At 56.0% G+C, this 23,503-nt stretch carries 19 protein-coding genes and 5 pseudogenes; 2 read left to right on the top strand and 22 right to left on the bottom strand.

The features are described 5' to 3' along the window. Positions 1-11: 11 nt before the first annotated feature. The 20 genes and pseudogenes from ACQ7C1_RS01390 to ACQ7C1_RS01295 all read right to left on the bottom strand — a co-directional run bounded on the left by ACQ7C1_RS01390 (position 12) and on the right by ACQ7C1_RS01295 (position 20,059). Positions 12-731, bottom strand: a complete 720-nt coding sequence (locus ACQ7C1_RS01390; RefSeq protein ID WP_430957040.1) for a hypothetical protein — start codon at positions 729-731, stop codon at positions 12-14. A 64-nt stretch (positions 732-795) separates the two neighbouring features. Further along, positions 796-1,329, bottom strand: coding sequence for a GNAT family N-acetyltransferase (locus ACQ7C1_RS01385; RefSeq protein WP_430957039.1), 534 nt, complete (start codon positions 1,327-1,329; stop codon positions 796-798). Between the two features lie 23 nt (positions 1,330-1,352). Then, complete coding sequence (locus ACQ7C1_RS01380; RefSeq protein ID WP_430957038.1) at positions 1,353-2,627, bottom strand: DegT/DnrJ/EryC1/StrS family aminotransferase; 1,275 nt, start codon at positions 2,625-2,627, stop codon at positions 1,353-1,355. A 1-nt stretch (position 2,628) separates the two neighbouring features. Then, complete coding sequence (locus tag ACQ7C1_RS01375; protein WP_430957037.1) at positions 2,629-3,612, bottom strand: Gfo/Idh/MocA family protein; 984 nt, start codon at positions 3,610-3,612, stop codon at positions 2,629-2,631. Then, the gene (locus ACQ7C1_RS01370; RefSeq protein ID WP_430957036.1) at positions 3,605-4,498 is read right to left on the bottom strand and encodes a hypothetical protein; all 894 of its coding nucleotides are present in this window, start codon (positions 4,496-4,498) and stop codon (positions 3,605-3,607) included. Before ACQ7C1_RS01370 ends, ACQ7C1_RS01375 begins: the two co-directional genes overlap by 8 nt. A 178-nt stretch (positions 4,499-4,676) precedes the next feature. Further along, positions 4,677-5,729 (bottom strand): pseudaminic acid synthase, encoded by a 1,053-nt coding sequence (gene pseI / locus ACQ7C1_RS01365; protein WP_430957035.1) that lies wholly within the window; start codon positions 5,727-5,729, stop codon positions 4,677-4,679. 55 nt (positions 5,730-5,784) lie between these two features. Continuing rightward, positions 5,785-6,543 carry a UDP-4-amino-4,6-dideoxy-N-acetyl-beta-L-altrosamine N-acetyltransferase gene (gene pseH / locus ACQ7C1_RS01360; protein WP_430957034.1) on the bottom strand — a complete coding sequence of 253 codons (759 nt, stop codon included), beginning with the start codon at positions 6,541-6,543 and terminating at the stop codon, positions 5,785-5,787. 70 nt (positions 6,544-6,613) lie between these two features. Next, positions 6,614-7,354, bottom strand: a complete 741-nt coding sequence (gene pseF / locus ACQ7C1_RS01355) for a pseudaminic acid cytidylyltransferase (RefSeq protein ID WP_430957033.1) — start codon at positions 7,352-7,354, stop codon at positions 6,614-6,616. Positions 7,355-7,435: 81 nt separating this feature from the next. After that, the gene (gene pseC, locus ACQ7C1_RS01350; protein WP_430957032.1) at positions 7,436-8,608 is read right to left on the bottom strand and encodes a UDP-4-amino-4,6-dideoxy-N-acetyl-beta-L-altrosamine transaminase; all 1,173 of its coding nucleotides are present in this window, start codon (positions 8,606-8,608) and stop codon (positions 7,436-7,438) included. A 16-nt stretch (positions 8,609-8,624) separates the two neighbouring features. Continuing rightward, positions 8,625-10,409 carry an ABC transporter ATP-binding protein gene (locus ACQ7C1_RS01345; protein WP_430957031.1) on the bottom strand — a complete coding sequence of 595 codons (1,785 nt, stop codon included), beginning with the start codon at positions 10,407-10,409 and terminating at the stop codon, positions 8,625-8,627. 134 nt (positions 10,410-10,543) lie between these two features. Continuing rightward, complete coding sequence (locus tag ACQ7C1_RS01340) at positions 10,544-11,365, bottom strand: glycosyltransferase family 2 protein (RefSeq protein WP_430957030.1); 822 nt, start codon at positions 11,363-11,365, stop codon at positions 10,544-10,546. Positions 11,366-11,439: 74 nt separating this feature from the next. Continuing rightward, positions 11,440-12,567: a non-hydrolyzing UDP-N-acetylglucosamine 2-epimerase gene (gene wecB, locus ACQ7C1_RS01335; RefSeq protein ID WP_430957029.1), complete on the bottom strand. Its 1,128-nt coding sequence runs from the start codon at positions 12,565-12,567 to the stop codon at positions 11,440-11,442. Next, on the bottom strand, positions 12,560-13,570 hold the full coding sequence (locus ACQ7C1_RS01330; RefSeq protein ID WP_430957028.1) for a polysaccharide biosynthesis protein: 1,011 nt from the start codon (positions 13,568-13,570) through the stop codon (positions 12,560-12,562). Before ACQ7C1_RS01330 ends, wecB begins: the two co-directional genes overlap by 8 nt. Before the next feature lie 10 nt (positions 13,571-13,580). Then, the gene (locus tag ACQ7C1_RS01325; protein ID WP_430957027.1) at positions 13,581-14,438 is read right to left on the bottom strand and encodes a dTDP-4-dehydrorhamnose reductase family protein; all 858 of its coding nucleotides are present in this window, start codon (positions 14,436-14,438) and stop codon (positions 13,581-13,583) included. Next, positions 14,435-15,661, bottom strand: coding sequence for a glycosyltransferase family 4 protein (locus ACQ7C1_RS01320; RefSeq protein WP_430957026.1), 1,227 nt, complete (start codon positions 15,659-15,661; stop codon positions 14,435-14,437). Before ACQ7C1_RS01320 ends, ACQ7C1_RS01325 begins: the two co-directional genes overlap by 4 nt. Before the next feature lie 2 nt (positions 15,662-15,663). After that, positions 15,664-16,941: a glycosyltransferase gene (locus ACQ7C1_RS01315; RefSeq protein WP_430957025.1), complete on the bottom strand. Its 1,278-nt coding sequence runs from the start codon at positions 16,939-16,941 to the stop codon at positions 15,664-15,666. A gap of 95 nt (positions 16,942-17,036) precedes the next feature. Beyond that, a pseudogene (istB, locus tag ACQ7C1_RS01310) lies at positions 17,037-17,767 on the bottom strand (IS21-like element helper ATPase IstB). Between the two features lie 52 nt (positions 17,768-17,819). Then, positions 17,820-19,340 (bottom strand): annotated as a pseudogene (gene istA / locus ACQ7C1_RS01305) (IS21 family transposase). Positions 19,341-19,450: 110 nt separating this feature from the next. After that, positions 19,451-19,768, bottom strand: a pseudogene (locus ACQ7C1_RS01300) (non-homologous end-joining DNA ligase); the annotation flags it as partial. Further along, entirely contained in the window at positions 19,769-20,059 is a 291-nt protein-coding gene (locus tag ACQ7C1_RS01295; RefSeq protein ID WP_430957024.1) for a DUF982 domain-containing protein, read from the bottom strand. Between the two features lie 95 nt (positions 20,060-20,154). Here ACQ7C1_RS01295 and ACQ7C1_RS01290 point away from each other — a divergent pair, with 95 nt between their 5' ends. Continuing rightward, the gene (locus ACQ7C1_RS01290) at positions 20,155-20,361 is read left to right on the top strand and encodes a hypothetical protein (RefSeq protein ID WP_430957023.1); all 207 of its coding nucleotides are present in this window, start codon (positions 20,155-20,157) and stop codon (positions 20,359-20,361) included. 271 nt (positions 20,362-20,632) lie between these two features. Here the strand turns inward: ACQ7C1_RS01290 and ACQ7C1_RS01285 are convergent, their stop codons facing one another. Further along, positions 20,633-21,112 carry a hypothetical protein gene (locus tag ACQ7C1_RS01285; protein ID WP_430957022.1) on the bottom strand — a complete coding sequence of 160 codons (480 nt, stop codon included), beginning with the start codon at positions 21,110-21,112 and terminating at the stop codon, positions 20,633-20,635. A gap of 1,197 nt (positions 21,113-22,309) precedes the next feature. Beyond that, positions 22,310-22,589, bottom strand: a pseudogene (locus ACQ7C1_RS01280) (hypothetical protein); the annotation flags it as partial. Between the two features lie 163 nt (positions 22,590-22,752). Between ACQ7C1_RS01280 and ACQ7C1_RS01275 the strand changes: the two are divergent. Continuing rightward, positions 22,753-23,460: pseudogene (locus ACQ7C1_RS01275) on the top strand (O-antigen ligase family protein); the annotation flags it as partial. Positions 23,461-23,503 lie beyond the last annotated feature (43 nt).

Genomic DNA, 23,503 nt, shown 5'->3' with positions numbered 1-23,503 from the left:
TGGCGAAGTGCTCAGCTTTGCGACAGGAGCGCTTTGGAGCTCGTTCCTATCTTCGTGTAGGCCGGGAAGAATGCGATGCTGAAGATATCGCGGTGCCGACCTTCGGCGGGAACACCCGCGCGATGCGGCGTTGAACCCGTCGAGAAAAGGAAACAGTCACCACGTTTCCCCGTCAATTTCGCGGTTTTCACGCCAACATCCATATTCGTGCGCTTCAGCACCGACGGCATCAAGTTATGCTCATCAGGCTCCACCACATACTCGAAGGGACCATCATCCTCAGTCGTGTCATGCAGCAAAACGAACAGCTGAATATTTCTGAAGTCAACGACTTTGTCATAGTGCCAGTATTGGCTGAAAAGCTCGTTTCCCTTGAACTCAGGCGGAATCGACATGTTGCGCCAAATCAAACCATCTTTGATTAGATAGTCGTCGCCAAGGTACATCCGGATTACGGAATCGTACTTCCGGATCGCGTCCTTGATGCCTGCCGGCAGCTCTTTCCACTGAAGATTGTAATATTTGCTGTAGTATTTTCCGTCTGGCGCCTTCGCACCGCGATCCTTGGCGCGATGCACCTCAAAAACGAAATTCTCGTCCAGCTGAACATGACCCGGTATCGCGAGCGTGAAAAAGCGCTTGGAAAATACTTTGCTCGCATGCGCGAAGCGATACACCAGCTCAAGAATACGGGACCTGATACCGACTAGTTGCGACTTCAGCGCAGCCATTATGATTCCACCAGCTTCGTTCGAGACATTGTAGATTTACACGGTACACTTTTCAGGGCTACCCCTAATCGTTGTACTTGGCAAAATAACACAGATCCTGCGGCGTACCGTCCAGCAGTTCTTGTCGCGGGCGAACGCACTCCAGCGTCATGCCTGAGCGCTCTAGCAACCGCATCATCGACCGGTTCGAGCGCATGGTTCCTGCTGTCACTTTGCGAATCCCTGCTTGAGAGTGAAACCAATCAACGGCCGTATTCCATGCATCTTGACCGTAACCCTGCCCCCAAACATCACGGCATCCAATCATGATCCCGATATCCACGGTCCCGTGATATTCGACAAGGTAGGCCGTCATGGTACCTATCGGCTTATTGTCTTCCAGACGGTACACGGACCAGAACCCGTTTGAACTGCCAGCAAAGCTTGCCAAATAAGCTCTGCAACTTTCCTCGTTATGATGAATAAAGCGCTGGTTGCTGTACCGCGTCACTTCCGGATCATTAAGCCATGAAATATACTCGGCGGTTATGTCCGAGCTTTGGAAGACGCGCAAGCCGACTAGCTTGCCTCGTAAATCGCTAAATCCGACACTTGGCATGGAATATTCCACTCTCGCAGACGTCAGCGCAACGTGTCCAGATTAGCCCAAACCTTCTGAAACACGGCTACAACCTTGTCGACTTCCTGATCGGTCAGGCGGTGCAGGCACATCTCAAAACCGAGGAAAGACTCATCATGTAACTGCTCGGCGACAGGGCAGATACCCTTGTCGTAGCTTACGTCGCGCTTACAGATATCGGAGGTCCACGGAAATCCAGAATTCCCGAAAGCGATTTTCTTTTGGTACATCGGCAGAAGATGGACGTTGACATAACCTGCCGCAACGCCTTCCAGCCCCTCGGCTCGCAGTGCTTCAATAATCCGTGCACGCGATACGCCGAGCGCTTCTACGTCCAGAACCATAGGATAGCCGTAGTACACATGAGTTGCGTCCTCCCGAACGACAGGCGTGCGCAACCCCTTCAGCCCTGAAAGTCCGGCGGTGAGCCGCTCGGCTGCGGCCTGGCGGCTTTCAACAAAGCGGGAGAGTTTCTTTAGCTGCTCAATTCCGATAGCACACTCGATTTCACCGAGACGAAAATTGAAACCAATCATATTGGCGAGATCATTCGTGCCTTTCGCACCCACTACTCCCTCAGCATGATTGCGGATAAGCCTCATTCTTTCGGCAAGCGTGTCGTCGTTGGTGACAAGAATGCCGCCCTCACCGGTATGAATATGCTTGTGGTAATTAAGGCTGTAACCACCAATGTCCGCCAACGTCCCAGCAAAAGCCCCCTTGTAATAAGCGCCAGGAGCTTGGGCAGTGTCACAGATAACCTTCAAGTTGTGACGGCGGGCGATATCCATGATCGCCTCCATGTTGGCGGATTGACCAAAAATATCAACTGCCATAATCGCCTTTGTGTACGGAGATATGTTCGCCTCAACGGACGCCGGGTCCAGGCAGAATGTCTCAGCCTCGATATCCGCAAAAACCGGGATCGCATTCCATTGCAAAATAGCCGTCGCGCTAGCACACATCGTCCAAGGGGAAACAATCACTTCGTCGCCCGGTTCAATTCCGATTGCACCGACCGCTGCGATCAGGCCTGATGTCCAGGAGTTCACAGTTATGGCGTGCCGGACATTGAAATACGCTTCGCACTGACGCTCGAATTCGTTTACCTTCGGACCACCATAAAAGTCGGGTCTCCAACCGCCAATGAATTTGGAGAGGACGCCACTCTGCACGACCGCACTCGCGGCAGCCACTTCCTCTTCGCCCATAGAATTATAACGTTCGAAGGGGGCCTCGATGACCTGCGGTCCGCCTAATAGTGCCAGAGTATCCATATCAGAGTTCGCTTCCGTAACGCCCGGCTATCGCCGCAACAACCCTTAGTGTGGCCAATGCCTCGTCGCCGCTACACAATTGGAAGGGCGCCCCGGCAAGAAACTGTCCGAGCTGTTCGTATACATGCCATTGATACCTGTCCATATCATTGTCGATGCTCTGCACCTCCGGAGATAGAAACCGATACCCGATAAAATTCTCGTCAAGCCTCACACCTTGCCATCCGATGTTTCGACCTCCATTGCGGTAAGAGAGTCGACCGGAAGCGCTCAGGATTTCGCCACCATAGAAGGAGAAGGATTCCTCCCGAGCAGCCTGTAAAACAACAGTTCCTAGATCAAAACGAAGGCGCACATCCGGCTCGGGATCTGAATTGGCCCAACGCCGGCCATGGTCAAGAACCATATGATCCCTGACCTCACCCAGCCAATACTGCAGTAAGTTAATGAAATGCGATCCGTTGTTATAAAGGCCTTTTGAATACCAGAATGAGGCTTTCAAGGGTGCAGCAATCTCGCCGAGCTGGATGCGCCTGTGAATTTCGATGGCGCCTGGATCCGAACGGCGAATGAAGTTCACGAACAGCCTCACGCCGGCCTGTTCGCAACGTCGCACCAACATCTCGCCATCCGCCTCGGAAAGCGCGAGTGGTTTCTCACACAGTATTACGGCAGGCGGCCCGGCTTCCAAGACCTCGTCGACATTCTGCAGATGGAACTCCGCCGGCGTAGCGATCACGACAACGTCGGGGCAAAGCTCATGCATCGCTTCAGCGACAGCGTCATACGCTTTCACATTGTATTTCGCTTCGAACCGAGCCCGTTGCGTTTCAACAGGATCGACTCCGCCCACCAAATCAAAGGCTGGATGCAAGGTGATCGCCCTCGCATGCGTGTAGATACCGCCGTTCTGGCCCGCATCAATGTCGTAACCGGCACCTATCTGGCCCAGGCCGACGATAAGACAGCGCTTGCGTTCAACCATCGCGACCTCCTCCCATCGTTGCAAGATGTTCGATTTCAGCGTGGGGTAGCCGGCACCGCCGTCCTCCGGGAGGAATAGAAGAAATAACTCTCTTCCGGGCGAGCAGACCGACAATCATCGCCATCGACTCGCAGCCGACGACGATGTCTGCAGCGAGCGTTTCCTGGAGTAATGTATTTTGTCCCCCGAAAGAGATTTCCTGTTCGGTCGCGTTCAGGGCCCAGGCATATTTCTCGGCGGTTTCAGATGGATGAGGTCGTATCACAATGGGGCGCACGGCATCGTTTAACAGATGAATTTTGTCGAGAAAGAACTGAAGCGCGTCATGCTCTGTATAACCGAAATGCCGGGCGTCGCCGTATGCCAATTTGGCGTGTTCGGCGACCGGTTCGCAGACGTACAATACGTTGCCAACCTTGTTCGTCCTTTGCGGAATCGCATCTATTTGGTCTAGGAGGTCGAGCACATAGGGGTTTTCTTCCAACACTATCGGATGCATCGGAAAAGCAGCCTGGGCGATACGCAATGCGTCCACATCACCAACGCGAATCTCGTCAGGCAACAGCAAGCGGGGGCCGTCCTTAAAGCGCTCTCGATAATTCACCCAGTGGTCGAGGAAGGTGACAGTCTTTTTGCCCGCCGCCCTGCCTACCCTGATCGCCTCGCGCTCAAGCGCGGATTGCCAGCCTGAGCCACAAAGCAACCAGTCGGAGCTGGCGACCGCTTCGAGAAGCGCCATTGGCGTCAACTCGGGACACTTCCGCTTGAAGATGGCGACCGCAGGTCCTTCGGCTACAAGCAGGCATGCATTTCCGCTACGGCGTGCCCAGCTGCTAAGTATCTCCGCGCCACCCGCGTCGTGCGCGATCACCGCTACGGTTGCCATCTTTGAAGTCTCCAGTCCGCCAACATTTTTGTCCTTAGCAGGCAGGGTCAAACGAAATCACCGACTACTCGACAAAACAGCGATCAACGCGCTCTCCGCCATCTTGACCTTGACGGTACTGGCGAACGCATGCTCCTGGACCTCAAAATCATGAGGGTCTCACTCCCGAAACGGGCCACTATTCCAAGGCATCCCATGAAACAGGCGTAGCGAAGGTGACATCCGCTTTGAGCTTCAGTCCAATCACTTTATCAAAGTGCTTAGGCGGCAAACCGTAACCGGGTCGAACGCTACGGATGCAGTCTTCCGTAACTTCTTCACCTGCGCGCATGTCTTTAACGAAATACAGCGAACGGCGGAATTTCAGGTTCTGCTTCTCGCTCGGCTGGCGACTGTAGTCTACCTTGCCCACGGCCTGCCAAGCAGTCCGCGCACCATCGCAAAGCGCTCTCATCTCTGCCGGCTGGAGGGAAAAACTATCATCAGGCCCGCCGCCATTGCGATCGAGAGTGAAGTGCTTCTCGATAATAGATGCGCCAAGAGCGATGCTCGTGAAGGCCGTGATATTGTCGAGGGTATGGTCTGACAGACCCGTCACGACACCGAAACGTGAGATCATGTCCGGGATAGTGCGGAGATTGTAGTCTTCTGGCGGAGCAGGGTAGCCTGATACGCAATGAAGGATCGCGAGCTCGCGACACCCCCCAGAGCGAGCAGCTTCGATCGCTTCGCGAATTTCCTCCTCATCAGCCATGCCTGTCGAGATAATCAGCGGCTTTCCAGTCGATGCCGCATAGCGAATTAGTCCGTGATCGATGGCCTCAAAGGACGCGATCTTGTAAGCTGGTGCGTTAAGATCCTCCAGCAGGTCGATTGCTGTCTTGTCGAAAGGGGAGGAAAATATGGTGATGCCAACCTTCCTCGCATGATCAAACAGCGGCTTGTGCCAGTCCCAAGGCATATGCGCTTCTTCATAAAGCTCATAAAGTGACCGACCATCCCAAAGTCCGCCGTGTATTTGAAAAGCATCTTCCTTGCTGTCGAGAGTGATCGTGTCGGGGCGATATGTCTGCAGCTTCACAGCACTCGCGCCAGCCCTCTTCGCCTCTTCCACGATCTTCAAAGCTGTATCTAGGCTGCCGTTATGATTTGCAGACAGTTCCGCGATGATATAAGGCGCCGCTTCGGGGCCAATTTGAACACCATCAATCCACATATGATTAGTCAACATTCGACACCTACACTGCAGTGATTTCTGTAAGGGGGCTGGACGTCGGTGTTGACAATTAAGTCAACAGCTTCTTCGCAAGCTCGCTAATTTCTCCGTCATCTTGATAGATGCTCGAAACAATTTGAGCGGCTTCCTTCGGAGACAACTTGAATGACAGGCGAAGCAGGTCCATCCAGTTCTTGTTGTTTCGCCCTCGTATCGCCTGGATCCGATCGATCAGATCCATGTAGTATTGCGGATCATTTTGGGAACTCCATTGCCCCTTGGCGATATTGTCCCGCACGGCTCTCCACTCAGACGCGGTAATTCCCAGTAACACCACGTCACAGTATTCGACGTCGCGGCGAATATGCGCTCGTCTGGTACCTTCTACCGAAAATCCAAACTGCTTGTGCAGCTTGATCACAGACGCGTTGAACGACATCACCTCGCAATTGAGCTTATTTATTTCGTCGCCCGCGAAAAACGTCTCCAAAGCTCTAAACTCAAGGGCTTTTCCCAGCCCTTTTCCACGCTGTTCCTTTGATAGGTAGAAGGCCCAATTTGCTCTTCTGTTTACCCGATCGATGCTGTCCATGCCGACGCCACCGATAACATCGCCATCATAAACTACCGCAAAGAATTTACGATCATCGGCTGCCGCAAGCTTGTTCAACCAAGCAGAATGCTCATTCTCAGAAATGACTCCGTTATTATACATCATTTCTCGTATCTCTTCTTCATTTCTTATCGAAAGAACACGAGAAGCCACATCCTGGGGAGCAGTGACCACATCGATCAGCTGAATTTTCTCGGCCACCGAACGGATTTCCATTTACACTTTCCTTCTTCACCACTCTGTGGAGACACCCCAATGATGGATAATGATTTTCACGCAGCAACGACTAGAGGCTAGGCCTCCAGTTTATCTTATCAGGCCTGTATTTGTTGTGGTTAAGCAGCATTTCCGCAAACAGGAAGTCTTCTTCGGTATCGATATCTATAACCCGGTGCCTCGGAAGCCTGATGACGCGAGACCTGCTCGAAAATACGTTGTAGTCATCCCTTATCGACGCAGGCCGGCAAAGATAGAATTGACCGGCATCATGCAGGCCTTGGACCAGGTCCTGAGATCTCTTTTGAAAGTTCTCAGGATGGAACATTTCGACGTATCCATCAGGCCGGGTGTAAATTGACCGCTGAATGGGATACGAAAATTCTGTCGCCGGGAAAATACAGTCACAATTGCTGTCAGATTTAATTGTCTCTATCGAATCAATTATATCTCGATGATTCAACATCACCGCCGTTGGATATACTATGAGAACCAGATCGACTTTCTTCCTGTGCTCCTCGTACCAATGCAAAGCATGAGAAACAACCGGCATTGTAGCCGCGTGGTCATTCGCCAGATGCTGGGGGCGACGAAAAGGGACTTGAAGGCCCGCCTCTGAGACGCTTTGCACGATCTCCTCATCGTCCGTCGAAACCAATATCTGGTCTGCCCGGAAGATTTTGGATAGCTCCTGAAGAGGCCAAAAAATCATCGGCTGACCACCGATAGACTTTATGTTTTTCTTCTTTATTCGCTTGCTGCCTCCCCGCGCGGGAATGACGACCAGAATATCATCAAGATTGCTCAGCATCGCATTTGCCTTCTTCGCCGCTGTGCGACTATCTAAACCGCGTCCGTGACTCCACGAGAGCCATGGGCCCAAAGTGAGCCCTCATTTGCACATATCCGCTATGACATTGATGACATGCCCCTGCTCGTCATCGGTCAACGTCGGATACATGGGGATGCTCACCGCCTGCGTGAAATAGGCCTCGGCCTCGGGGCAATAGCCGCGTTCGAAGCCCATCTTCTGGAAATAGGGCTGCCGGTAGACCGGAATGTAGTGAAGATTGGCGTTGACGCCCGCCTCCTGCAGCCCGTCGTAGAGTACGCGCTGCGTTCTGCCTTGATCCCTGACACGGATGACATAGAGATGATAGCTTGAGTAGATGTCTGGGCTCTGCCAGGGAGTCGTGATCGACAGGCCAGCGAACTCGCGGTCGTAGCGGTCGGCAATCCTATGGCGCTGGCGAATGAAGTCGTCGATCCGCGACATCTGACTGATGCCGAGCGCCGCCTGGATGTCCGTCAGGCGGTAGTTGTAACCAAGCAGGATCTGCTGGTAATTCCAGATCTCGCCATCAGGCATCGGCACCATCTGTTCCCGATCGCTCGTGATGCCGTGGCTACGAAAGCGCTGGAGGCGATCGGCCAGCACAGGGTCCTTCGTCAACGCCATGCCGCCCTCGCCCGTAGTGACGATCTTGACGGGATGAAAGCTGAAGACCGTGATGTCGCTGAAGCGGCAGTCGCCGACCGGCGTGAATTTCTCGCCGGAGCCTGTGCGATACCGCGCGCCCACTGCGTGCGACGCATCTTCGATAATCTTGAAACCGTAGCGGTCGGCAAGGGCCTTGATCGCCGGCATGTCGCACGGCTGACCGCTCAAATGTACCGGGACGACGATCTTCGGCAGCTTTCCGAGCTTTTCGGCCTCGGCCAGTTTCTCTGCCAGGCGCTCGACGCTCATGTTATAGGTCTTCGGGTCGATATCGACGAAGTCGACCCCTGCGCCGCAATAGAGCGCGCAATTGGCGCTGGCGACGAACGTCGTTGGCGACGTCCACAGAACATCACCCGGGCCCAACTCCAACGCCAGACAGGCCACATGCAGCGCAGAGGTCGCGCTGTTCAGTGCCACCGCGAAAGGTGTGCCGCAGTAAGACGCAACAGCCTCTTCGAAACGACCAACCGACGGCCCCTGCGTGAGGAAATTGGATTTCAGGACCTCGATCACGAAATCGATGTCGGCTTGCGATATATCCTGTCGGCCGTACGGTATCATCTTCTTGTCCTGCCAGTCATCGGTCCGGGTTCGAGCGCGAACCAATCAGTTCTTCATAGGTGCCGACGCGCGACACCACTCCATCAACCAGTTCCACGATGAAATCGCAATTGCTCAGTGTCGATAAACGGTGCGCAACCATGAGAATCGTCAATCGATCCCTCAGGCCATTGAGCGTTTCCATAACAGCGCTTTCGGTGTCGTTATCGAGCGCACTGGTGGCCTCGTCAAGGACGACCACCTTGGCGTTCTTGTAGAGCGCCCGCGCTATCCCGATACGCTGCCGCTGCCCTCCGGAGAGCCGTATGCCCCGCTCACCGACGAACGTATCATAGCCCTTGCCCATGGCGGCGATCGTCGCAGAGAGCTGCGCCGCCTCAGCAGCCTGTTTCACGCGCGGCATGTCGATATCCTCGCGCTTGAGACCAAAGGCAATATTCTCGGCAACAGTTGCGTCCGACAGGAAGATCGATTGCGGAACATGCGCGATCAGAGACTGCCAACGCCTGACATTGTTTTCGTCGATCCGGGTCCCATCGATCGTAAGGCTGCCGTCGGTCGGGAGCAGTCCCATCACGATATCCAGGAGCGTGCTCTTCCCGCTGCCTGTCATTCCGATGAACCCGACACGCGCGCCCATCGGAATCTCAAGGTCCAAGCCTTTGAGGACGGGCGGCAGGTCCGGGCCGTAGGAGAAAACAACGTTCCGCAGCGCAATCGCTTTCTCGAAAGCCAAAGGTTCGGCCGGCGGAAGCGCCAGGTAGGACGGCAGCGGCTGATCCAGCAAACTCAGAACATCGACCAGAGGAGAACGGCCGGCCTTGAAGAATGCGAGACTCGAATAAATCTGCTGAGAGATCGGAAGGAGGCGCTGTGCACCGAGCGCAAGCGCGCCGAGAATGGGAATTGTCTTCTCGATGCCCTCGCCGGAACTGACAAAAAAATAGGAGATCAGAGCGATGAGCACCATGCCCAATGCCTCGATCATATAGCGGGGCGCGCTGCTGATGATCTGAACATAGGCGGTGGCTCGACGAACCTTGTGATCCGCCAGCCTGTAGACCTCGCAGTACTGCGCCTGCGCGCCATCGATCAACACATCCCGGATACCACCGAGGCCCTCCTGCAACGCCTTGATGACCTTGTTCGAGCCTTCGTTGATATGCTGGCTGTTGCGACCCAGCTCTTCCTTCACAACCATCGTGACGCCGGCATAGGCACCACCGAGGAAGACCAACGATACAATCGCGATGGTCGGCTGGATATAAGCAATCGTGGCGACAATGGCGACGAGCGTAAAAACAGAACTCACCATCGTCAGAGACGGCAGGATGATGCCGTTCGTCACGCCATTGGCCTTGCTGGAAATGCCGGCAATCACCTCGCTGCTATTACGGGCAACATGAACCGTGTAGGGCTGGTAGAGCGTCCGCCTGTAGATATCAATGCTGAGATCGGCGCCGATCGCGTGACTGAGGCGGGTCTGGTACCAGAGAAAGCCGAGCCGAAACAGACCAGCTGCAAGCGCGGTCGAGGCAAAGACGACCGTCAGGAATAGTGCCAACTGATGACCATCAGTAATGCCGAATGCCTTGATGGCGGGCTGCAAGAACCTGTTCTGGAGCATCGCATCGGGGGACGTGAGTGCGCCGAGGAACGGGAGAACCGTCCCAATACTCAGAATTTCAACGAACGCCGAGAAAAAATTCAGGATTAGAAGGATGAAGAGCTGCTGCTTCCTGTGGACGGAAATGTGCCCCCAGAGGCGCAACAACAATTTCAAGAAATCGCGATCCAGCATTGCTACTCCAAGCCGCGCGATCTGTCTCGAAAGCGACTTCCGGGGGTATAGTCGCAAGCCACACCAAATTCCAGCGCCCACGCTGGCGGCAGCCGAGTTTTATTGATGGGGAGAAAGTCCAGTTCGGTCAAGCGTCAGGCCTTGGCGGAGATAATGCCCTTGACGACAGATGCCGGCAGGCACTTCTTGACGAACGCGGCAAGGCGCTCACGGGCGATTGCCTTCAGATAGTGAACATCGGTCTTCAGGCCAGGATAGTATCGTCTGGCCTGGTCCCAATGCGCCATCAACACCCCTTTGCGGTTGTTGTCCGATGCGCCGCCCGCCGAAACACGAGACACGATCGTCCCGCATTCGGATACCTTGGCGCCCGAATTGATCAGCTGCAAAAGGAAGGCATAATCGGCACCGAGCCCCAGGGTAAGGTCAAACGGATGCTCGCGGAAATACTGCGTCTTGACCATAATGGACTGGTGCTGAACGAACATACCGCGCCAGAAGTCCCCTGGCCGAGCGGGATGACTTGCGCGTTCCAATCCCCACGAATACCGGACGATCCAGCCGCCATAGATCAGCGTTTCGTCGTCGCGGGCACAGGCATTCAATTCGGCAACCGATTGCTCGGTGGCGAACTCGTCGCCTGAGTTCATGAAAATCAGGTAATCGCCCGTCACCAGCTTCGCGGACTTGTTCATCGCGTCGTAGATGCCGCGGTCTTTCTCCACGACAAGACGATCGATCCGGCTCTTGTATCTATCGATGATATCGAGAGTACCGTCCGTAGAACCACCGTCGATCACCACATATTCGATGTTCTCGTAAGTTTGGCCAAGAACACTCAGGATCGTTGCCTCCATGAACTCGCGAGAATTCAGGACGACGGTTACCACCGTGACCTTCGGCTTCGTCGGCGCCGGATCTGCGGCGCCGGTCGGTTTCACCTCGAACGGGCTCAATGCCTCAGTTCCTTTCTGCGATTATCGAGTGGTCTTGACGGCTCGGTGGTGCGCTCCAGAGAGCCGAGACCAACTCAATAGTTCCGCCACACCGTACGGTTCACGTAGTCGATATAGCTCATGACTATGCGCGAAACCTGCCGTGCAACGTGTGGAGATTCGTAGTCCGACACCGGCGTCGGCGTCATTCCCTCGCGACGATGCTGCTCGGTGACCATGGCCACCGCGTCGAGCACGTATTCCGTCTTCAGGCCGCACATCACCAGCGTGCCGACATCCATGCCTTCCGGACGCTCATGGGCATTGCGCAAGGTCGCAGCCGGCAAACCGAGAAGCGAGGCTTCCTCGGTAATGGTGCCGCTGTCGGAGAGCGTGCAATAGGCGTTGATCTGCAGGTTGTTGTAATCGAAGAAGCCAAAGGGCTTCAGGAAACGGACGCGGCCGTCGATCGGCCTGTTGCCGAGGTCTTCGAGACGCTTGCGCGTACGCGGATGCGTCGAGACGATAACCGGCATGTCATAGGTCTTCGCCAAAGCGTCAAGCGTTGCGACAAGATCGGCAAGCGCCGAAGGAGAATCGACGTTCTCCTCGCGATGAGCGCTGACGAGGAAGTAGCGGCCAGCCTCCAGCTCCATCTCCGAAAGCACCTTCGAGGCCTTGATCTGCGGCATGAAGTGGTCGAGCACCTCCCGCATGTGCGATCCAGTCTTGATAATCGTCTCCGGACGGATGCCCTCGGCAATCAGGTAACGGCGCGCGTGTTCCGTCAGCACCATATTGATGTCCGAGAGGTGATCGATCACCTTGCGGTTAAGCTCCTCGGGCACACGCTGATCGAAGCAGCGGTTGCCGGCCTCCATGTGGAAGACGGGAATCTTGTGGCGTTTGGCCGGAATGACTGCAAGGCCCGAATTCGTGTCACCGTAAATGAGGATCGCGTCAGGCTTCTCGGCGATCATCACTTCTTCGGACTTGACAATGACCTGCGCGATTGTCTGCGAAGCGGTCGCGCCAGCGGCGCCAAGGAAATAGTCCGGCTTCCGGATACCCAGTTCGTCGAAGAACACCTGGTTCAGCTCGAAATCGTAGTTCTGTCCCGTATGCACGACGACATGGTTGAACTGCCGATCGAACTCATCGATTACGCGGCACATCTTGATGAGTTCGGGGCGGGTGCCCACGATGGTCATGACTTTACGCATGTAGCTGCTCTCTGATGAAATTCAATTCGGTCAGCAAGTCCTTGACCTGTCCGACGTTCAGACGCCGCGTGTTATGCGACGTATAGTCATCGAGGTTGGAGACGCGGCTTTCACCCTCGACGAAAAACTTGTTGTAGTTGAGGTCGCGGTCATCCATCGGGACACGGAAATAGTCGCCCATGTCTTCCGCCTTGCCGATTTCCTCGCGTGACAGAAGCGTCTCGTACAGCTTTTCCCCATGCCGCGTGCCGATGACCTTGATGGCGCTTTCGGAACTAAAAAGCTGCTGGAGGGCGGCGGCAAGATCGCCAACGGTCGAGGCAGGAGCCTTCTGTACGAAGATATCGCCATGCCGGCCATGCTTGAAGGCGTGAAGCACCAGATCGACCGAGTCCTCGAGCGACATCAGAAAGCGCGTCATGTTCGGGTCGGTCACGGTCAGCTGCCGGCCGGCCTTGATCTGCTGAACGAAAAGCGGGATGACGGAACCGCGCGACGCCATGACATTGCCATAACGCGTGGCGCAGAGCACCGTCTCGCCTTCGCCGAGAAGGCGCGACTTCGCGACCATGAGCTTCTCGGCCATGGCCTTCGAAATGCCCATCGCATTGATCGGATAGACCGCCTTGTCGGTGCTGAGCACAACGACATTCTTTACCCGGTTGGCGATCGCGGCATTCAGCACGTTCTCGGTGCCGTAGACGTTCGTGCGCACTGCTTCCATCGGATAGAATTCGCAGGAAGGAACCTGCTTCAGTGCTGCGGCGTGGAAGACAAAATCAACATTCGTCATCGCCTGGTTGACACTGCCTTGATCGCGAACGTCGCCGATGTAGAACTTCAGCTTGGGGTTGTTCAGCGCGATACGCATGTCTTCCTGCTTCTTCTCGTCCCGACTGAAGATGCGGACCTCGCCGATTTCGGTCGGCAGGATGCGTTGCAGGAGGGCGTTGCCGAAGGAGCCGGTACCGCCGGTTATGAGGACCGTTTTGTCTTTAAACATCCTCTCGGTCTTACCTGTTGTCATGCATAGCCTCGATAAGTTCCGGCCACGCTGGCGCGACATAGCCGGTGGATTCCCTGAATTTCGTTCCGTCGAGCGACCGATCTATCCGGACACTATCGTCAGGCGCGATCTCGATTGCCTTGCCGTAGGCTTTCGCCACAAGTTTCAGCAGGTCATACTTGCTAATGGGCGAAGACGCCACATGATAAATTCCAAAAAGTTCCGGACGTAGCAGAACGACATCGCGCACAATACGGGACAGAACTACAGTCGGTAGCCCAGTATAGATTGCACCGGTGAAGCCCTTGATCGCTCCCTCCTGCTTGAGGAACCATTCAATCAGCGATTGCGATGTTTCCAGTTCGTGACCGATAAAGGAAGTCCGAAGGGTCAGCGTGTGAGGATATGCTACCTCGCCGATGAACTTTGACTGACCGTAGAGATCGGTCGCGTCGAGTGGATCAGTTTCGGTATAGTTGCCGCGCGCACCATTGAACACACAATCAGTGCTGAAATGGATGAGGCGCGCACCAGAGAGAGCGCAGATGTGCGCCAACCGGTGTGGCAGCATGGCGTTTACCGGGAGGACCAACAACGGATCGTTCGCGAAGGCGAGGTGCTTGACAAGACCGATGCAGTTGATGACCACATCCGGCTTGAGCTCCGCAACCAAGCGTGAAATGACATCGAGATTCTCGGCATCTATTCCAGCGCGGATCTTCGAAGCGACGGCCGGCGCGAAATGGCGGGCCAGCGACGGAGCACGCACGGTACCCCAGACATCGAGCCCTTCGCCTTCCGAGAGGACCTTCAGCATCATGTGCCCGATCGTACCGCTCGCGCCCAATACCAGAACCCGCGTCATTGACGTTTCCCCACGTGTTTCTCGAATACAGCCTCAAGCTTGTTCAGCAGTAGCTCCCGCTCGAACTCACCGTTAAAATAGTCCAAACCGCTTTCGCCCATCTGACGAAGCTCGTCCGGAGATTTGCGTGACATCGCGAGAACGGCATCCGCGAGCGCACGCGCATTCTCCGCGGGTACGCCGACCCCTGTTCCCGCTTCCTCGACGATCCGGGCGCCCTCTCCATCAAGGGCGGCAATGATCGGCTTGGCACATGCAAGATAAGACTGGATCTTTGCAGGGATCGTCATCGCGAAGATCGGATCGCAGCTCAACGAGGCGAGCATGACATCTGCCTGCGCAAACCATGAAGGCATGGTGTGGACCGGATGGCGGCCCATGAGATGAACGGCCTCTTGGAGGCCACGTCGCGCCACCTCGTTTTGCACCCATTCGCGCTGTCGCCCATCGCCGACAATGATCCATTTGATTGTCTTCTCGTTGCGGAGAATATCCGCCGCTTCGACGATGGTGTCGAGCGATTGAGCAGCACCCATGTTGCCGGCAAACATCACGCGAAATCCGTCGGGCAGCGCTTGTCCGCTCCACGACGTTCCCCGGGGTACCGGTTTGTAGAATGCCTCGGCGCTGTTTGGAAAATAGACTATGCGTTCGTCAGGGACCTGCATGGTCATAAGCGGTTTGCGGAAGCCTTCCGACTGCGCCAGCACGACCTTGCAGCCCCGGTAGACCCAACGCACGAGCGCCCCTACGGCACCTAGCACCTTTTCATTCTTTACGGCACCCGTGGCGCTCAGGCTCTCGGGCCAGAGATCCTGCACCCAGAAAAAGACAGGCGCCCGCTTGAACCAGGACATCACGCGCGCAGGAACACCCACGGTAATGGGAGAAGGCTCATAGACGAAGATCGCATCGTAGTTCTCTCGGCAACGAAGCAAGCCCACGAGCGATGCCGAGATGGCAAACGAGACATAGTTCAGGAGTAGCCTTGCGCCTTTGCTGGCACCTCGCGTCACCAGCGGGGCACGTACCACTTTCACGCCTTCGTAGTTCTCGACGTAGGGGCCGTGCCAGCGATAGCCGGGGGCGAGCTCTCCCTTCGGGTAGTTGGGAAGGCCGGTCAGAACCGTTATCTTATGACCGCGTTCAGACAACCCTCTGACAAGATCGTTAATCCGAAAATCCTCAGGCCAGAAATACTGAGAAATTACAAGTATACGCATGCTCAGTGCTTTTCCTCGCAGACCTGCTTGAGGAAATCGCCTGCGGTGACGCTTACGTTCAAGTCGGGTGGGAGCTTCATAAAGCGGCAAACCGCGCGTGCGATTGACCTTGGCGAGCGTGGGTCGAAGGTTTCAGCTGGCACGACAAGGTCGCGAACATAATCAAGCTCGCTTGCCAATATCGGCATGCCTCTTTCGGCCGCTTCGACGAGCGGCAGGCCGAAGGACTCTCCAAGCGAAGGAAAAATAAGCGCGCCGGAGCTATCGTAGGCCGAGTCGACCTCCGAAGCCGACAGCTGGCCTAGATTAACAATCCTGGTGTGTTTCTGCGAGTTCGTTTTCTCGACCAACGCGAGAAGATCGGCGCTGTCTCTTGTTGAAAGCGTGAGTGAGAGACTAGGAGTAACACCGCCCTCTGAAAGGAGCGACCATGCCTCAATAAGTGTCCGATGGTTTTTGTGCGGCTCCCCTGATGAGATATAGGTGAAATCGTGGAGCTTCTTTCTCGCCGCGTAGTCGGCGAGCACGCTCTCAGGTTGCCTAGAATCGAAACCAGCAACCTCTGCCTTCCTGCCAAATCTTTTTTCGAAAAGAGCAGCCATCGTGTCTGTCTGTACGATTACGCGATCTGCATTGCGAAGGCGTCTCCTGAGCCAGACGCGCTCTGCCGAGAGGCGTATCCTAGCGCCCAGACGGAATCCGCTTAGCGGCATGGCGGCATCAACTAGGTAACGGTTTTGCAGAAACAGCACTGTCGCCGCCTTTAGCCGATATATGGGCGGTAAGTTACCGAACGATAATACTAAGTCACTTTCAGTCGTAATATTTCGGATTTCGCGTTCTGCAGCGAGACGACCAAAAACTGTCGGAGCGAAACGACGAGTGATTAAACAGCTCTGCGCTTCTGGATCGACTTTCATGCGTTGATCGCAGATCAATACGACTTCGCGCGACCCAGCACTGGCGCGTAAAATGGCATTCAACAACACGGCCCCGCCCCCAGAATGAACATTGGGCGCGTGAATAATGAGCCGTCTGGGAGACTCCGCTTCGTCAAAAGCTAACTCAGGGTCAGAGCCCATCCGATAAATCCCGTAAGCAATTGGCCCTTGCGAAAGCGCAGCCGCCCGAAGCTCCGGGCAAAAGGCCTTTAGCTTCTCAGCTCGCTTATTCCAACCGTTTTCCGCGCCCAAGGTCAAATTTCCGTACGCGCGATGCCATAAGTAATCAGAGATTGGTCGGTTTTGAGGGGCCAGTTGATAAGTGGCTGACTCGCTCATTTAATGCTTCCTAGGGATTAAACTGTTGGTTTTCACGCGGAACTGAGCCGGTTTTTCCACCGAGAAGTGAGTCACCTCTGAGTATGGTTTTCTGATCAGGCTTTGGTCAAGGGATTGGTTTTTTCTCCTCTCTTTTGTGCCGCCGCGGCCGAGCTGGCCTTGAAGCGGAAGCTGTCGTTTCCTGTTTCCAGGATGTGGCAACGGTGGGTTAGGTGGTCCAGCAGAGCGGTTGTCATCTTGGCGTCGCCGAAGACCGTGGCCCATTCGCTAAAGCTGAGGTTGGTGGTGATGACGACGCTGGTGCGCTCATTAAGCTTGCTCAGCAGGTGGAAGAGCAGCGCTCCGCCGGAGGCACTGAACGGGAGGTATCCCAACTCGTCCAGGATGAGCAGATCGAGGCGAACCAGCGTCTCCGCAATCTGGCCCGCCTTGCCTTTGGCTTTCTCCTGCTCGAGCGCATTGACTAGTTCGATTGTGGAGAAGAAGCGGACCTTTCGGCGATGATGCTCAATCGCCTGAACGCCAAGAGCCGTCGCCACATGTGTTTTTCCTGTGCCCGGCCCGCCGACAAAACCGATATTCTGTGCTCCGTCCATGAACTCGCATCAATGCAGTTGGCGCACCGCTGCTTCGTTGATCTCGCTGCGGCGAAGTCGAACCCGGATATATCCTTGTAGGCAGGGAAGCGAGCGGCCTTCATGTGATAGGCGATGGAGCGCACCTCGCGCTCGGCCATTTCGGCTTTCAGCCACTGGGACAGGATAGGCACGGCCGCATCGAAGGCTGGTGCCTCTTGCTCGATCAGGTCTGTGACCGCTTGGGCCATGCCATACATCTTCAGGCTACGCCGCATGATGACGACGGCGGCACTGGCAGGATCATGACGCATGGCGACCTCCTGCGATCCGGACCCGCAAGCCGTCGTAGCGTTCGACGTTGGCCTTGGGTTTGCGAAGCAAGGTCAGCGCGTGTGGTGTGTCGATGTCGGGGTCGTCGGTCGACTTGCCGTCGATCAAATCGATGCAACAGGTTCAGCACGTGCGTCTTGGTCGCTACGCCTGCATCCAGAGCCAGTTCCACAGCCCTGACGACGACCTGTTCGTCGTGATGAAGCAAGAGCGCGAGGATATCGACCATCTCCCGGTCACCGCCAGGGCGGCGAAGCATCTGGTCCTGCAGTTGCCGCAAGGCTACCGGTAATTCCAGGAAGGGTGCGCCATTGCACAGAGCACCGGACTTACGCTGGATGACAGCAAGGTAGTGCCGCCAGTCGTAAATCGTTCGCGGCGGCTTTTCGTGGCTGCGTTCAATGACCCGCGCATGCTCGCACAGAATATTGCCTTCGGCTGCAACGACCAGTCGCTCGGGATAAATCCGCACGCTGACGGGCCGGTTCGCAAACGATGCGGGTAGGCTGTAGCGGTTCCGTTCAAAGGTGATCAGGCATGTTGGTGAGACTCGCTCGCTTTGCTCGACGAAACCGTCGAAAGCGGTGGGCAACGCCATCAGTGCCACCTGTTCTGCGGCCCAGATGCCCGCGATCGTACCTGGTAAGGTGCCATGCGCTGTCTCGCGCCATAGGTCCTGGCAATGCTGTTCCAGCCAGGCATTTAATGCCGCCAGATCTGGAAAGTCCGGCATCTGTTGCCACAGCCGCGGTCCGGCATCCTGGACGTTCTTCTCTACCTGACCCTTCTCCCATCCTGCCGCTGGATTGCAGAACTCAGGCGCGAAGACGTAGTGATTCGTCATCGCCAGGAAACGGATATTGACCTGCCGTTCTTTGCCACGGCCGACACGATCGACCGCGGCCTTCATGTTATCGTAAATGCCGCGACCAGGCACACCGCCGAACACCTGGAACCCTGCCAGTGGGCGTCGAAGAGCATCTCGTGCGTTTGCAGCAGGTAAGCCCTGATCAGAAACGCCCGGCTGTGCGATAGCTTGGTATGGGCGACCTGCAGCTTCCTGCGTTCGCCGCCGATCACGGCATAGTCCTCACTCCAATCGAACTGGAATGCTTCGCCTGGGCGGAAAGACAGAGAAACGAATATGCCGCGGCCCGCTGTCTGCTGCGCGACCCGCCAGTCACGAGCGAACGCGGCGACCCGACCATAGGAGCCGGTAAAGCCGAGAGCCGTCAGATCAGCATGAAGCTGCTTCAGCGTTCGGCGCTGCTTGCGTGACTTCCCGGCCTCGGTCTTCAGCCAGCCCGCCAGTTTGTCGGCAAAAGGATCGAGCTTGCTCGGTCGTTCCGGTACCGCAAACTTCGGCTCGATCGTGCCGGCGCTCAAATACTTCGCGATCGTATTGCGCGACAATCCGGTTCGTCGGCTGATCTCGCGCACCGACAACTTCTCGCGCAGTGCCATCCGACGGATGATGTTTAAAAGTCCCATGTGGATCACTCCGTTGCCCCTGTCGCTCACCGCGTTGGGGGAAGGTTCACATGACTCAATTCTCAATGGAAATTATACGCCTTACCGGCTCAGTTCCGCGTGAAAACCAACAGAATGGCCGTTCCGACGCCGAGCTGCTTTGCCGCCTGCTCTATCAGCGGAAAACGATGCGTCCAATCATGCCCGCCACGCGTCAAGATCCGGACGTGACCATTGTTCAGATGCACCGCGAGTCGGTAGCCGTCCCACTTAACCTCGTAGGTCCATTCCGGCCCGATCGGTGGACGTGGTTTAAGTAGAGCAAGGCACAGCTCGACGCGGTCTGGCAGGTCGAAGGGTAGACGCGGCTGGGAGGGGTCGCGCGGTTTTCGCGCTCGCGATCTAAGCGGCTTGTCGTCAGCGACGAGAGGCTGGGCACGCCGCGGCATTCAGCTGGCTTTCCTGATTTCATCCATATCGTCGGGTAGCACGTGCATGCCGGCAGCATGGGCAGCGACAACGAATGCCTTCCGGGCCCTATCGGCATCGATATAAAGCTCGATAGCTTCGATCGAGGTCACCAATGCATGGTGAAACTCGCCCTGCGAGCCTTTGTTATGCCACTTCCCGCTCAAGAGCATGCCGGCGAGGTCTTGGACAATTTCCGCCTTGCGGTACTTTCCTGTTCCGTCGATCTCCACTTGCAGCGGGCTAATAGGGACTGGGAAATCAATTTCCATCTTACGACTCCTTGACACATGCCCGAATCAATAAATGGAAAAACGAATCACTTCGTCCAGATGACTCCATAGAAGAAACGATGATGAGTTTGAGAATGACCGACGAAGAGTACAAACCGCGATACAAGTGCAAGGAAACGTGGACTGGCGAGGGGCACGAGGACTATCACGCGTTCGATGACCGTCAATCGTTTGGCAGGATTCAACTCGACAAGACGACGCATACCAAGGCCGGCTTATGGAAGTGGAACATCATCCACATTCCATGGGTGAAACAGCGGATCTTGCCACAAGGCGGATAGGAGGATTCGGCACGCGAGGCATCTCGCAGGGTGGAAGAACTGTATGACCGACTGAAGCAAATGCACGGGCGATAACGCCGCCTTTCGTAGCTAGCGGACAGCGTGGAACGGAGGAGGAGTATCTGCGTTATACAACACCTTTCCACTCTCCTGGACTCCTCAGCCCCGCCCAACACCGGTGGGGTTTTTTTCGCTGATGTTGGCGAATGAGGGCATCAATGTTCGAACTGATCGTTGCAGCTCTGACAGTCCTCATCTCCTGCGCCATCGTCTACTTCTTCGCGTAGCGCTGATACAGCGGCGAAGTGTGCCACGACGCCTTTTCAAGTCTGGGGGAGACTGGCGTCGTGGCGTGCCAGTTTTGGGGTTGGCTCAGTTTGCTACGATGGGTCAATACCTGCGTGAACTCGGATACGATAAAAAGGCCCCGCAGTGCGGAGCCTGGTTGATCAGTAATCGTCATAATAATCCGGTTGCGGATAGCGCCGGAACCCATATGGCGGCGGCGGTGGCGGATAATCATCGTCGTAGTAATAGCGATCCTGATACCGGGGTTGGCGACGGTCGGCATAGCACTGGCCGTCCTGACCACGGACTCTGCCCGGACCACACGAGCGGCGGCTAGGGTAACATTGGCCGTCGCCCCCACGAACCCGACCAGGGCCGCAGGAATACCACGGTTCCCGACGACCCGGATAACATTGGCCATCGTCGCCGCGATACCTTCCACGGCCGCAAGAGCCGTTCCCACGCCCTCGCCCCTGCTCCGGATAACACTGACCATCACCACCGCGGTACCTGCCGGGACCACAAGAATAATCCACCTGCACTACAGACGATATAACGCCAACGGGCCGCTCCGACATCACAGCAAATGCCATGTCTGCAGAAAGGAAAGATATTGCGAGGCTCAACGCCAAAAGAACACTTCTCATGATATACGACCCGAGTTACAGCCGATAGCTCTTTAAGAGCTTGCGTCGACAATAGGCGCGCAGGTCTGAACCGTTTGTGAACGCGGGTTGGGGGCCGGCAGTTGATCCTAGTTGGCGTAGCACTGTCCACCAGGTCCACGGTGACGCCCGGCACCGCAGGATTTGCCGCGCACGGGGTAGCACTGACCATCACCGCCGCGGACTCTGCCGGGGCCGCAAGAAAACCGGGAGTAGCCGTCGTTCCCGTAGTAGCCGGGGTGACCGGCTTGGCGTCGGCTCGCATAGCATTGGCCATCGCCACCACGCACCCGACTGGGGCCACAGGATTCCATCAACCTGCGGTTATTGTATTGGTGCGGATAGCATTGACCGTCACCTTCTCGGTGCCGCCCCGGACCGCAAGACCAATCCACTTGCTGAACCGTGGAGGAGAGCCCATTGGATAACGGGGTCGAAGGCATGGCAGCTGAGACCGTCCCTGCTGAAAGTGAAGCAACCGCTAAGCCGAAAGCTAGAAGAATGTTTTTCATGAACTTGCACTCCCGAATTTGCTGATCATGAACGCGTGAAGGGTCAAATAGTTCACCCGGAGAATGAGGAGCGAAAGGCGGAACTTTTCCTGATCGCGTACGTTTTCCACCGGTCAAGACCCACTTATCTCTCCAGAGATTTGCCACCCCGTCCTTCGCTGGCGGGCCTTTTTTTGAAAGCTCGATCAAGCCCCGGACAAAGGAGCAATCCGCCGTCGCCGTGCTTCCCTTGTCCTGAAGGCGGCAACAGGAGGGCTCGACCTGACGAGGGGTCGGGCCCTCGCTGCGATCCCTACGGTATGCGGCCCTGCCGGAAAGCGGCTATGAACATGGCGCGGATGACAGAGGCGCAAACAGCCAGGCTATCTGCAGGCCGGCCCGATCTGTTGGAAACCGGGGCCGGGTCGGCTGGATACTCGAACCAAAGCTCCACCCTCCCCTTTGAGTCGCGTCGTGCGCGGGAGGACGCCATAGCAAAGCCGCTTATATCAGAACACCTTCGCTAGGATCGCCAGCAGTAAATATAGTGACGTCAGTATCAGGATTAGTAACCCTGGTTGCAACATGGCAATCACACCTGTCTGTCTTGGAATCGTAGACTATCGCGTTGTCCTGCTTTTCGCGAATCCCCTTGAAGGATGCGTGCCGCAGCTATCCGTCATGCGTCCAGGCTCGATACGACCTCTGCAATGAGCGTCGGCTGCACCCACACCAGATCCTTTCCCCGGCCGCTGTATTCGATCGGCGGCGTCTTGCGCTTGATCCTTTTGTACGCCTGCATTTTCGGCGCGAGACCGCCCCCAGAGTGAAACGCTTCGAGTACCTCGTCGGCAAACCTGTATTCTTCTGGTGCGGTAACCCTATCTTCCGAAATCAGCCGTTCGAATTTGGCCGAGTTCGTCAAACCACATTTGTGTACGACATTGCGTAGAATTGCGATCCTCGGGTATGCCGCCGGTCTGGCATGTGTGCTGCTTTCCGAAACGCGCTCGGCGTGGCTCGCCATTCCCGTTCATCTCGTCATCCTTTTCTGGTATCTTCGCACAGACAGTTTCCATCTGAGTTTGCGCAGCCTCGCCATAACGGGCGCTCTACTATTCGCCGGACTAATCGCCCTGGGCAGCGGCCCAATCCTCAATCGCATGCAGGCGCTGCAGGAAAATATCGCATCACTCGAACGCTGCGAAGGTCCGGTCACATCGCTCAGCGCACGGCTCGCCCTATACAAGGCCGCACTGGCAGCAATCAGTAGGAACCCTGTGACTGGTTACGGCCCGCTAAACCGGATGGCTGCGGTCTTGGCAGAGATCCCCGAAGGAATAAGGCCGCAGTTGACCTATTCGCACGCCCATAACGGCTTTGTAACTGCAGGAATTGACGCCGGCATTTTCGGCATTGCAGCGCTTTCACTACTGCTGCTATCGCCTGTGATAGCCGCTTAGAAAAAGGAACCCGGCCCCGGCCGGGATCTGTCCATGGCGATCGCTCTGCTACTCGTCAGCAGCTACATTATTACCGGCAGCTTCGGCATCATGTTCAACCAAAAAGCACTGGACCCGATCTTCGCCTATCTTGTCGCCCTTATCTGCGCGGATCGGGGCAGCACACGCTTTGCGCCCGTGGTCGGAAATTGACATCTTGTCTTTCAGCCTAATTGAGGCAAAGGTTGAGCGGTGG

Source organism: Rhizobium sp. Nf11,1 (assembly GCF_050587665.1).
In the GTDB taxonomy this organism is placed as follows: Bacteria; Pseudomonadota; Alphaproteobacteria; order Rhizobiales; family Rhizobiaceae; genus Rhizobium.
Note: the sequence above shows the minus strand (reverse complement) of the source record. Positions and strands in the feature narration are given on the sequence as shown.